Source organism: Pseudomonas sp. ICMP22404, assembly GCF_006227205.1.
Lineage (GTDB): Bacteria > Pseudomonadota > Gammaproteobacteria > Pseudomonadales > Pseudomonadaceae > Aquipseudomonas.
Genome location: NZ_VCNG01000002.1, coordinates 513,505 through 525,368, shown reverse-complemented (window position 1 = coordinate 525,368; position 11,864 = coordinate 513,505). Strand labels below are relative to the sequence as shown.

Annotated in this window: 10 protein-coding genes; 5 read left to right on the top strand and 5 right to left on the bottom strand. The window is 61.7% G+C overall.

What is annotated here, in order from left to right:
• Nucleotides 1–3: 3 nt before the first annotated feature.
• Nucleotides 4–969 carry an ABC transporter substrate-binding protein gene (locus tag FGE05_RS06015; RefSeq protein WP_139642412.1) on the bottom strand — a complete coding sequence of 322 codons (966 nt, stop codon included), beginning with the start codon at nucleotides 967–969 and terminating at the stop codon, nucleotides 4–6.
• Nucleotides 970–1,181: 212 nt separating this feature from the next.
• Between FGE05_RS06015 and FGE05_RS06010 the strand changes: the two genes are divergently transcribed.
• Genes FGE05_RS06010 through FGE05_RS06000 form a run of 3 tightly spaced genes read left to right on the top strand, consistent with a single transcriptional unit; the run spans nucleotide 1,182 to nucleotide 4,228 of the window.
• The gene (locus FGE05_RS06010; RefSeq protein WP_139642410.1) at nucleotides 1,182–2,600 is read left to right on the top strand and encodes a PLP-dependent aminotransferase family protein; all 1,419 of its coding nucleotides are present in this window, start codon (nucleotides 1,182–1,184) and stop codon (nucleotides 2,598–2,600) included.
• Nucleotides 2,601–2,604: 4 nt separating this feature from the next.
• On the top strand, nucleotides 2,605–3,849 hold the full coding sequence (locus FGE05_RS06005) for an FAD-binding oxidoreductase (protein WP_139642408.1): 1,245 nt from the start codon (nucleotides 2,605–2,607) through the stop codon (nucleotides 3,847–3,849).
• A 28-nt stretch (nucleotides 3,850–3,877) separates the two neighbouring features.
• Nucleotides 3,878–4,228: a RidA family protein gene (locus FGE05_RS06000; RefSeq protein WP_139642406.1), complete on the top strand. Its 351-nt coding sequence runs from the start codon at nucleotides 3,878–3,880 to the stop codon at nucleotides 4,226–4,228.
• A gap of 207 nt (nucleotides 4,229–4,435) precedes the next feature.
• Here the strand turns inward: FGE05_RS06000 and FGE05_RS05995 are convergent, their stop codons facing one another.
• Complete coding sequence (locus FGE05_RS05995) at nucleotides 4,436–7,468, bottom strand: FAD-binding and (Fe-S)-binding domain-containing protein (RefSeq protein WP_139642404.1); 3,033 nt, start codon at nucleotides 7,466–7,468, stop codon at nucleotides 4,436–4,438.
• 144 nt (nucleotides 7,469–7,612) lie between these two features.
• Between FGE05_RS05995 and FGE05_RS05990 the strand changes: the two genes are divergently transcribed.
• On the top strand, nucleotides 7,613–8,497 hold the full coding sequence (locus tag FGE05_RS05990) for a LysR substrate-binding domain-containing protein (protein ID WP_139642402.1): 885 nt from the start codon (nucleotides 7,613–7,615) through the stop codon (nucleotides 8,495–8,497).
• 118 nt (nucleotides 8,498–8,615) lie between these two features.
• Here the strand turns inward: FGE05_RS05990 and FGE05_RS05985 are convergent, their stop codons facing one another.
• From FGE05_RS05985 to FGE05_RS05975, 3 genes are all read right to left on the bottom strand, one after another.
• Nucleotides 8,616–8,957 carry a hypothetical protein gene (locus FGE05_RS05985; RefSeq protein ID WP_139642400.1) on the bottom strand — a complete coding sequence of 114 codons (342 nt, stop codon included), beginning with the start codon at nucleotides 8,955–8,957 and terminating at the stop codon, nucleotides 8,616–8,618.
• Nucleotides 8,958–9,208: 251 nt separating this feature from the next.
• Nucleotides 9,209–9,508, bottom strand: coding sequence for a chorismate mutase (locus tag FGE05_RS05980; RefSeq protein WP_139642398.1), 300 nt, complete (start codon nucleotides 9,506–9,508; stop codon nucleotides 9,209–9,211).
• A 131-nt stretch (nucleotides 9,509–9,639) separates the two neighbouring features.
• A complete protein-coding gene (locus FGE05_RS05975; RefSeq protein ID WP_306669518.1) occupies nucleotides 9,640–9,885 on the bottom strand; it encodes a hypothetical protein in 246 nt (81 codons plus the stop codon).
• A 205-nt stretch (nucleotides 9,886–10,090) separates the two neighbouring features.
• Here FGE05_RS05975 and FGE05_RS05970 point away from each other — a divergent pair, with 205 nt between their 5' ends.
• Nucleotides 10,091–11,857: a S8/S53 family peptidase gene (locus FGE05_RS05970; RefSeq protein ID WP_139642396.1), complete on the top strand. Its 1,767-nt coding sequence runs from the start codon at nucleotides 10,091–10,093 to the stop codon at nucleotides 11,855–11,857.
• Nucleotides 11,858–11,864: the final 7 nt, after the last annotated feature.

Sequence of the window (11,864 nt, the reverse complement as noted above, 5' to 3'; positions counted from 1 at the left end):
GATTCAGGCGAACGCCTGACTGAAATCCCGCGGTGGGTGCTCGAAAGGCCCAATCAGGTTGCCCTTCTCGTCCCGGTCCACGCCAATACGCGGATCCTTGGCCGGCGGCGCCAGGTAATCGGGATTCTTGATCCCGTACTTGGCAAGGACCGGTTTGATCTGATCGGTCGCTTTCAACCAGCGCAACCCCTGGTTGATGCCGTCGAACAAGTCTTGGTGCTGCGGATGAACGCCCCAGATCGCTTCGAACTTGGCGGTCAGGCTGGGGAATTTTTCATCGTAGGCCATGGGGATCTGTTTGAGCTTGAGGCTCGGGTCCTGGAGGATCATGTAGTCGATAGTGGGCGCGTCGAGCACCGCGAAATCCAGGCGTCCTGCGCGTACATCGCGCAGGCAGGAGTCCGTATTGTCGTAGAGCTTGACCTCCTTCACCCCTTCGATCTTCTTCATGTCCGGAATGGTGAAATAGCCAGTGATAGCACCAATGGTGCGGCCCTTCACGTCGTTGACACTCATCGAGGTGGTATAGGGTTCGTTGTCGCGCATGATCACGTAGGCACCGGTGTAGAAAACCGGGTCGGTCAGCAACAGGATTTTCGAGCGCATCGGATTCCAGGCGAAGTTGCCACCGAACCAGTCGGCGCGTCCCGACCTTACGGCTTCGACCACCGCCGGGAAGCCCATGGTCAGCACGTCGAGCTTGAGTTCGAGGCGATCAGCGATGATTTTCAGCAGCTCAAGATCGGTGCCTACGGGGGTACCTTCGCGCAGTGCGCCCAGTGGCATGTCACCTAGGCACGCGGCCGTCAGGTAACCGGGGCGCACGGTCTTGATCGGCTGTCCGGCGGCGAACGCAAAGGACATCGGGCCCATTGCGCTACCCACCAGTGCGGCCAGTGAGCCATAGCCGGTGGCCTTGAGCAGCCCGCGCCGGGAAATACCCTGGGAGTCGAATTTGAAGTCGGACATGGATCACCTCTTGGCAAATTATTGTGTTGGACCATTCAAGCCAAACAACTCAAGCACCGTCCGTGGCCGGATTAATTGTCATGCATTACAAACAATACAATTCACACACTAAATACGGTTTTTAAGCTTGTCAATGACCTTTGTATCGGATAAAAAGCAATACAAATTCGTTCATTGCCGTGCAAAGAGCATGATAATCAGGATATAGCACCATGAATCAATTCGAAGAACTGCTGGATGAGCTCAAGGCCAGTGCGGCCTTGCAACGTGACAAGGCAGAAACCCTTTACGCCCAATTGGCCGATTCCCTGGCCGAAGCGATCAGTAACGGCCGGCTCAAGCCAGGTGAGCGCCTGCCACCCCATCGTGAGTTCGCCAGTGCCTTGAGCGTGAACATCACCACCGTGACCAAAGCCATGGCGGTGTTGCAACAAAAAGGCCTGGTGGAAAGTCGGCCCGGCCGCGGTACCCAAGTCGCGCAACCCCGACATCCGGCGGCGCAATTCCAGTCGGCACCCAGCAACGACCCCAGCACTGTCGACCTGAGTGTCAATCGCCCCGCCACCGACGGCTTCAATCGGGCGCTGGCGCAGTTGTTGCCGCGCCTTTCCACTGATCCGCGCTTTGGTGACATGAAGGACTATCATCCGTCCGAAGGCCCGCTCTGGGCCCGGGAAGCGGCCGCGCAGTGGTTGTGTCATACCGGCGTTCAGGCCCAGGCCTCGCAGATGCTGATTGTCGAGGGCGCCCAGCACGGCATCGCCAGTACGTTGCGCAGCCTGACCAGCAGCGGCGATGTCGTGCTGGCCGACAGCGTCACCTACCAGGGCATCAACGCCTTGTGCCGTTCACTGGGTTTGATCCTGGTGGGCGTCGACGCGGATGCCCGCGGCATGTCCCCCGAAGCCTTGCGGCAGGCCTGCGCCGAACATCAGCCGCGACTGCTGTTCCTGGTACCGTCTATACAGAACCCGACCGCCATCACCCTTGACGCCAAGCGTCGCGAAGAGTTGGCACACGTGATTCGGGAAACCAACCTGCTGGTGATCGAAGACGATGTCTATCGCCCCCTGTTGGATCAGTCGCCGCCGCCTTTCGCCGCGTTGCTGCCAGAACGGACGATCTACATCTGCGCGCTCTCCAAATGCATCGCACCGGGGTTGCGCATGGGCTTCGTCATGGCCCCCCCCACACTGGTGCAGGACATCGCAGCCATGCAGCGCATCGATTGTTGGAGTACTTCGCCGCTGAGCGCGCTGATCGCCACCCGACTGATCGAAGACGGTCACGCCGAGCAACTGGTCGCCGAACAACGGGAAGAATTGCGCGTGCGCCAGGCACTGCTCGCCACTCACCTCGAAGGTCTGGAATTCCAGCACAGCGCCACCGGGACCCACGCCTGGCTGGTGTTGCCGGAACCCTGGACCGGCTCACGCTTCGCCCGACTGTGCCACGACCGTGGCGTCGTGTTGCTTGCCGGAGGCGCATTCACCCTGCGCCCCGAACTGTCGCCACAAGCGGTGCGGATCAACATCTCGGCAGCCCTATCCCGGGAGCAACTGGTCAAAGCCTTGAACGTCATCAGCCAGTTGGCCCGCCAGGGTCATCTCTACATGCACAACCGGATCTGAGGCCATGACACAGCCCGTTCATTGCGAAATCGCCGTGATCGGCGCAGGTGTCGTCGGAGTTGCCACGGCACTCTGGCTGCGCCGTCAGGGGTATCAGGTGCTGTTGCTGGAGCGTGAGGCCGTTGCCTCGGGGGCGTCCTACGGCAATGCTGGCACACTCGCGCCCTATGGCGTCATGCCGATTGCCCAGCCGGCGCTGCTGAAGGCGATTCCGACGCTGTTGTTTTCAAAGGAGTCGCCCTTCGTCATCAACTGGAAACGCCTGCCACAGCTGATGCCGTGGCTACTGCGGTTTCTCAATGAATGTCGTACTTCGCGGTGCGAGGCCAACACGTTGGCCCTGAGCACGATTCTCCAGCATACCTACAGCGGCTATGCCCCTCTGCTGGCGGACTGTCCCCAGGCCGACCAGCACTTGCATCACAACGGGTGCCTCTATGCCTACAGCACCGAGCAGGGATTTGCCGGCGCGCAGGCTGCCATCGAGTTGCGCCGCTCCCTCGGCCTCGCCCAGCAGGTGCTAACTCCGGCGGATGTTGAACGACTGGAACCTGCGCTCGCCGGAAAATCGGTGGCCGGCATTCTGTTTCCCGAGTCATCCCACATGGATGATCCCCAAGCCTTCATCGAAGCGCTGGTCGCGCCGTTGGTTGCCGAGGGAGCGCTGCACCGGGCGATGATCACAGGCATACAGCGTCGGACCGAGGGTCTGCAACTGTCGAGCGCAGAGGGGCGAATCTACCATGCTGATCGGGTCGTACTGTGCGGCGGCGCCTGGTCGGCGCTCCTGGCGCGACAGGTGGGGGATCATATTCCACTGGATACCGAACGTGGCTATCACATCGAATTCGATCTGCAGGACACCCTGCTCAATCGCCCGTGCTGCCCGGTCGAGAGCGCCTTCTACATGACGCCCATGGCCGGACGATTGCGGGTAGCGGGCACGGTGGAGCTCGGCTCGATCAACGACCCGGCCAATCCACAGCGCTTTGATTATCTGGAACGCCACGTGCGCCGTGTGATGGGCATCACTCAACCGGTCGCACGTCGATGGTTGGGGTTGCGCCCCTCCCTGCCCGACTCCTTGCCCGTGATCGGCCCCTCGCCCAACGAACCACGAATGATCTACGCCTTCGGTCATCAACACCTGGGCCTGACCCTGGCCGGCGCCACCGGCCAGTTGGTCGCCGACTGCATCGTCGGCAAGGCGCCACGGTGGCTGGACAGTTTTTCAGCGCAACGCTTCTGAGCAACGCCTTTCCACAGGAGAGCCTTTGATGCACACCCTTGAGCGCAAACACACAAACGCTCGCATGAGCCAGATTGTTATCCACGGCAATACCGTGTACCTGGCCGGACAAGTGGGCGAACCACAGCACAGCGTCGCCGACCAGACCCGCACTGCGTTGGCACGGGTGGATGCCTTGCTTGAACAAGCCGGTTCATCCAGGGAGCAACTGTTGCAAACAACCATCTGGCTCGCCGACATGGCGGATTTTGCGGCGATGAACGCGGTATGGGATGCCTGGGTCCCGGCAGGCCACGCACCGGCCCGCGCTTGCGGCGAAGCGAGACTGGCTGATCCGGGGTTGCGGGTTGAAGTGATAGTTTGTGCTGCCAAAGGATGAGGCAAGCTGAGCCACCGCTATCGCGAGCTGGCTCGCTCCCACAAGGGATTTGTGGTGAACGTGATTTCTTTGGGCGACTCGGAAAACTGTGGGAGCGAGCCTGCTCGAGATAGCGGTGGGTGAGTCAGAGCGATTGTCACCCAGGCGCCAGGACCTGGATGACACCATGACTCAGTTGACCGGCATCAGCCATCGCCCTCCAGTTCCTTAACCGCGCCGCCCAACCAACACCTGCTCCAACACCACCTCCAGCGGATGCCGCAGTTGCTTGTCCGCCAACCGTTTCACCTGGCTGCGGCACGAATACCCCGTCGCCAATGCCTCCCCTTCCTTGTCCAGCTTGCCAGCCCAGGACTGTTCGAAAATGGTTCGCGAGGTGTCCTGGTTGCGCAGTTCATGGCCATAGGTGCCGGACATGCCGCAGCAGCCCGTCGCCTCGATCGCCAGCTTGAGCCCCAACTTGGCGAACACGGTTTGCCACTGGGAAGTGCTGGCGGGCACGTTGGTCTTTTCGGTGCAGTGCGCCAGCAGGCGGAACGTCCGGGCAACAGGAGTTGGCTGCTGCGGAACCGCATCGATCAGCCATTCCTGAGGCAACAGGACTTTCGGGCAAGCCTTGAGCCCTGGCACTTTCTGATATTCCTGGCGGTAGACCAGAGTCATGGCTGGATCCAGGCCCACCAGGGGCACCGAGCAGTCGGCGAGTGCCTGGAGCTGGGTAGCATTGCGGATCGCCGCCTTGTTGAAGGCACCGAGGAAGCCCTGCACATGCAATGGCTTGCCATTGGCGCTGTACGGCGCCAGGAAGACCCGGTAGCCCAACTGATGCGCCAGTTCGATAAAAGAGGCCAGCAACGGCGTTTCGAAGTAGCGGGTGAAGGCGTCCTGCACCAGTACCACACTGCGCTCCCGTTGTGCCTGCGTGAGCTCACGCAGGGCCGGTACGCTGGCGACCGCGACCTTGCAGCGGCTCAAGGTGGCCTGGAAGTTGTAGCGACTGATCAGCGGGCTGTCGACCATGCCTACCTGGTTCGCCAACAGTCGGCTCAACCATGTCGAGCCCATCACCGCGTTGTAGAGGCCCGGCGCGTAAGCCATATAGGGAATGGTGAATTCCAGCGAACCGATCAGGTAATCCCGCAGCGGCCGTTGATAGCGGCCATGGTAGAGCTGCAGGAAACGCGAGCGGAACTCCGGCACGTTGACCTTGATCGGGCATTGTCCAGCGCAGGATTTGCAGGCCAGGCAGCCGGCCATGGCGTCATAGACTTCGTGGGAGAAATCCGCCTCGCCCCGTGAGCGCGCCAGATTGTTGCGCAGCCGCGCCGGCAACGCCTTCAACCACGACGCACCGCCCTGCGCCGCTTCCAGTACATCGACATTGGCCGCGCCCTGCAGACGCAACCATTCACGCATCAGCGATGCCCGCCCCTTGGGGGAATGCTGGCGTTCGCGGGTGGCTTTCCAGGACGGGCACATGGCGTCGTCGGGGTCGAAGTTGTAACAGGCGCCATTGCCGTTGCAGTGCACGGCAGTGCCGTAACTTTGCCAGACACGCTCGTCGATCTGCCGATCCAGGTCACCGCGCAGTGTCACCTCGTTGACCTTGAGCAGGCCTTCGGCGGCGTCCGGCGGCGTGCAGATCTTGCCGGGGTTGAGTTGGTTGAAGGGGTCGAACGCGCCCTTGAGCGATTGCAGCGCCGGGTACAAATCGCCAAAGAACGCCGGCACGTACTCCGAACGCAGACCCTTGCCGTGTTCCCCCCAGAGCAAGCCGCCGTAACGCTGGGTGAGTTCGGCCACGGCATCGGAAATCGGCTTGACCAGCGCGGCCTGGGCCGGGTCTTTCATGTCCAGTGCCGGACGCACGTGCAACACACCGGCGTCGACATGACCGAACATGCCGTAGCTCAAGCCGTGGCCGTCCAGCAGAGCGCGAAACTCGGCGATGTAGTCGGCCAGCCGCTCCGGTGGCACCGCGGTGTCTTCCACGAATGGCTGGGGACGGACTTCGCCTTCGACGTTACCCAACAGCCCGACCGAACGCTTGCGCATGGCATAGACGCGGTTCACCGCCTCGGCCCCTTCCGCCAGCGTATGGCCCAGGCGCTCGATGGTGGTATCGCGCTGCAGATGCACCACGAAGGCCGCTACATTGGCGTTCACTTGCGCAACGTCGTCGCCGCTGAACTCCACCAGATTGATGCCCAGGGTCGGGCGCTCGGCGTCAGCCGGGAAATACTCGGCGACGCTGTGCCAGACGATGTCTTTCATCGCCAGCATCAACACCCTGGAGTCCACCGTTTCGATGGACAGCGGTTTATGGGCCAGCAATGCGTTCGCATCGCGCAAGGCATCCATGAAGCTGCCATAGCGCACGTTCACCAACACCGAATACTTGGGAATCGGCAGCACGTTGAGCTTGGCCTCGACCACGAACCCCAGCGAACCCTCGGCGCCACACAGCACGCTGTTGAGGTTGAAGCGACCGTGGTCATCGCGCAGGTGCGCCAGGTCGTAACCGGTCAGGCAACGGTTGAGCTTGGGGAACACCGACTCGATCAGCCCGGCCTGGGTTTCCTGGATCTGCCGGGCGGTGCGGTATACCTCGCCGATACGGCCGGTATCGGCGCACGCTGTTTCCAGCTCGGCGTCGGACAGTGGCTGGGTGTGCAAGTGCTCACCGCCGAGCAGCACGCTGTGCAGCTCCAGCACATGGTCGCGGGTCTTGCCGTAGGTGCAACTGCCCTGGCCGCTGGCATCGGTGTTGATCATGCCGCCCACGGTGGCGCGGTTGGAGGTCGACAGCTCTGGCGCGAAGAACAACCCGTGGAGCTTGAGCGCGGCATTGAGCTGGTCCTTGACCACACCGGCCTGCACCCGGACCCAACGCTCGGCCACGTTGATTTCGAGGATGGCGTTCATGTGCCGCGACAGATCGACCACGATGCCGTCGGTCAGCGATTGACCGTTGGTCCCGGTGCCCCCGCCCCGTGGCGTCAGCTTGATCTGGCGAAACCGTGGTTCGGCCATCAGCGTGGCGATGCGAGCGACATCCTCGGCGTCCCGGGGAAAGACCGCTGCCTGCGGCAGGCGCTGGTAAATCGAGTTGTCGGTCGCCAACACGGTTCGGGTGCCGTAGTCAGCGCTCAGGTGACCACGAAAACCGCTGGCGCGCAGGGCCTCGATAAATTCCGGGTAGTGGGCCGCGGGGGCAACCACAGGCAGTTGGGCAATCATTAACGGCCTCTTAGGGGGCTAATCACGTAAATACTTGTCGCCGGCGCATGAATAGGTCAGGCTCGGAACGACCTGCGCCAATGTTCCTTCAGGTTCCCCGCGCAGACAACCAGATAATCCTGCCGCTATCGATGACTTTTGCGAATGAATTACCGTCACCTCACGCCATCCATGTCACTGCTGCTGGCATTTGAAGCCGCCGCTCGGCATGAAAGCTACACCCGGGCCGCGGTCGAACTCTCACTGACGCAAAGTGCCGTCAGCCGACAAGTCCAGGCGTTGGAAGAGCAACTGGGGCTGACGCTGTTTCGTCGCGAAGGCCGGCAGGTCCGGCTGACCGATGTCGGTCGCCTCTACCAACGGGAGATGAGCGAAGCGCTCGGACGCATCCGCAGCGCGACGCTGCAGGCCATGGCGTATCAATCCGGCAGTGGCACCCTGCGCCTGGCGACGTTGCCGACCTTCGGTTCGAAGTGGCTGCTGCCGCGCCTGCACGAGTTCTACAAGACCCACCCCGGCATCCTGGTGCACATCAGCTCCCGGATCGACGCCATCGACTTCGACACCAGCGGCATCGATGCCGCCATTGTCGTCGGCACAGCCGACCTGCCGGGCCTGATCAGCCATCGCCTGCACGCCGAAGAACTGATCGTGATCATCTCGGCTCAAGCGGCCAAGGCCCATGAGACGTGGACGCCGGAACGGATCAGCGAACAGATGCTGCTCAATGTGGCGAACAATCCCAACGTCTGGGGCGACTGGTTCAGTCACTACACCCTGCCCCATGCCAAGATGCGCCTGGGCCCTAGCTTCGAACTCACTTCGCACTTGATCCAGGCGGTGCGTGCGGATATCGGCATCGGCCTGGTGCCCCGCATTCTGGTGGCCGACGAGCTGGCCAATGGCGAACTGATCGGCCTCGACCTGCCGTTCGCCAGCCGGCGCAGTTACTACCTCACCTACCCGCCGCGCAACGAAATGCTGCCGTCTTTGCGGGCGTTTCGCGGCTGGTTGTTGGAGCAGATCTGACAGTCCCGCACTTATCGCAGACATAAAAAAGCCCCGCAAACCAAATGGGTCGCGGGGCAAGGAATTGGTTGGTTGCGGCCAACCAAAGGAGCTCTGTGAAAAGCGTCTATCCGTTGAATCAGATGCAGTCTTCTGCGGCGCGCTCGAAACTCGACGGCAGCAGGTTCGAGGCCAGCAGGTGCCGCTCGTAGATGAACACCTTGCCGCCGTTCCCGGCCTTGTAGGCCTCCAGCACGTTGTCCGCGGAGACTTTGCTCGGCACGACGATCCGGTAGCTGCGCTGGGTCTGTGAGACCATCGGGTTCAACTGACTGTCCTGCAATTTCGGTATGACGCACTCGGCATACTCGGCCGGGGTCTTTTGGGTCTGCAGGGTCAGCGTCGGATCGTTTGGCACAGAGGCACAACCGGCGAGCAGCAAAGAGGCAAACGCCATGACAGGCACGAATAAAAAGCGCATCAGTTTCATCCCGAAAATAAAAAGGGTCAGGCTCGTGTGACGACGGAACGCTGTTGCGTCATGTCTGAAGCCACCTGTTCGATGGGTGCAATTGTCCAATGACTGGCGGCAAAGCAGAACATGCGTTTAGTGATGGTCACTATTACTTCTAACGATAGTTGCGTGCCCCAGGGGTGAGGCACGCGTGCCTTGGTGTCGCGAAGCCGGGATTCCAGCCTCGCAGAATCAGGTCATGATGAAGGCGGAAGGCGTCAGGACTGGGCTGTCAGGGCGGAGTGGGTTTTCAACTCTTCGTCAATGAACGCGGCGATCATGGCCCGGTAAACCCGCTCCACGACATCAGGTGAGGCACCGGCTTCATGAGCAATCCCACGCACCTTGGTGATGACCTGCTCGACCCGCGCCGGTGCGCGCACATCGTCGGTGGTTTTCTTGAAGGCGGCCGCCTGCGTGACAAAGTTGCCGCGCCGGGCCAGGAGCGCAACGACCTCGCGGTCGATCCGGTCTATCTGCTGGCGGACTTCTTCGATTGATGTACAGCGTAATTCCATTTTGAGTATCTCCTTTCAAGTGACAGAAACGTGCTTGTGCGTTCGCGATATGACGGCATATTCGACAGGGATGCAAGCAGCGCCACCGCTATCGCGAGCAGGCTCGCTCCCGCAGGTTGTTCCGGGGAGCATCAGAGCTTTGGGATAATTCCCGTGGCCTCGGCAATCGTCGCCAGCACTTCTTCCATTCCGGCAATGTGATTCTGAAGGTCTACAAAAGACTGATGGACCGCTTCGTTGGCGTCTACGGTCTGATGTCCGCGAAGCGCTACCACCCTGCGCAGCTCGTTTTCCTGAAGCTCATTCACGCTTTCTCGCAGGGCCAGGAGCTGGTCGAATATCTGTGCGACTTTGGTTTTGCTAGCGGCGTCCATCATCTCCAACCCAACCTCTCGATGAATGCACCCCAGGGACACGCGACCAGGATGCCAGGTCTTGAGATCTTGCCCGCGGGCTGTGGGGTGATCAATGGACACCTGAACACGCCGAGGAGTTTCGGTCCGGCCACGGCAGGTCTTCCTTGGAACGTAACGATGGCAAAGACAGTCGGAGCAATCAGGCCCTTGGCAAAGAAATCGTCCCATGCCCTTACGATCAGCCGTCCTCGCTGCGCTATTCACCCTGGCGACTGGCACAGCAGCCGATGCCCAGGAATCGCTACGCCTGGAAAACCTGAAACGTTGCGGTGACCTTTTGGAAAACCAGCGCCAGGACTGGTGCCTGACGGTGCGCGGGTTGGACGATGGCGTACCGCAATTGAAGCTGGGTAACCGAGCGATCCCCCCGGACGCGGTCCAGCGCAAGGGACAGCACCTGCGCTTGCAGCTGGACAGCGCCGACTACCAAAGTGGCCCTCTCTGGCTGGAGGATGGTCCACGCACCAGCAACGCCGCCTGGCTGACCCTGCGCAACAGCCACGTAATGGCCGCCGGCCCGGACGAGGTGGCGAAGAACATGGACGGGCTGACCACTTACGTCAATCTGGTCAGCCTGCTGATCGAGGAGGATCGTGCCGGCCGCCAGGAAGCCGAGCGCCTTGCCCGCAAGTATGGGGCGACGGTGGTCGGCAGCATTGCGCCCTTGAACCTTTATCAGCTTCGTCTGCCGGCCAGGGATCTGGTACAGCGTGACGCACTGGTGCTGCGCCTGGGCAGTGAAACCAGTGTGGACGCAGTGGTGATCGAGGAGTCCGCGGCGGAAGAAACCGAACAGTCCACGGCTCGGCCTGAAGAACCGAAGAAACCGGCGCAGGACTCCGACGAATGGGCCGCGAACCGCTTTCTCGACGCGGTGCACTACTACCAGCGGCGCATCCCCGGACAGCAGGCACCCATCCAGCCGCAGCCCGTGCGCATCGGCCTGATCGAGCGCGACGTGGATTTCGACACTGCGGATTTTGCCGACTATCTCGGTGCCTGCTCGGTACCGCGTACCTGTGTCTACGCCCGCGATGCCGCTGCCCCGGACGGCCACGGCACCACCGTCGCAGGCCTTCTCGCCGCGCGCTGGAACGACGGCGGCAACACCGGTTTTCTAAGCGGCCTGAATAAGGCCAGTGGTGGCTTCGAGGTCATCGTCGAACGTAATTCCGACGCCGGGATTACCGCCAATATCGCCGCCTCGGTCAACCTCGTTGAAGATGGCGTACGCGTGCTCAACTGGAGCTGGGGCATCCACCGGGTGGGTGCCAAGGACATCAAGGGGGACAATGTGGACTCCCTGCTGCGCTCGGGCATTGCCATGAGCGGCTACGAGGAACTGTTGGAAGAATTCTTCCTCTGGCTGCGCAAGGAGCACCCCGACGTGATCGTGGTGAACTCCGCCGGCAACGGTTCCTCGTTCTCGGGCAGCGATGAATACCGCCTGCCCTCCTCCTTCATCACCGAGCAATTGCTGGTGGTCGGCGGTCACCAGCGCAGCGAGCGTGCCGGAGTCTCGGTCGACGATCCGGCCTACGCGGTCAAGCGCAGTTCCTCGAACATCGACATGCGCGTCGACATCACCGCCGCCGCTTGCGCCCATGCCTCGACACCCGGCACAGGCCAGGATGGGGCGGTGCATTGCGGCACGTCCTACGCCACGCCCATGGTCGCAGGCCTGCTGGCGGCAATGCTGTCCATCAACCCGCAACTTCAGCCCGAGCAATTGCGCACGCTGCTGCGTCGCAGCGCCCTGACCATCGGCGACAACCACGATTTCGAACGGATGGACGCGGAAGACCTCACCGCGCCCATCCTGCCGTCGGAGCGCCGCTACCGGCTCAATGACAAGGACGTGGGACGCTCGGCGCGATTGGACATGCAGAAGGCACTGGATCTGGCGGTGGAAAGTCGCGAGCGGGTACGCTGATTCTCCG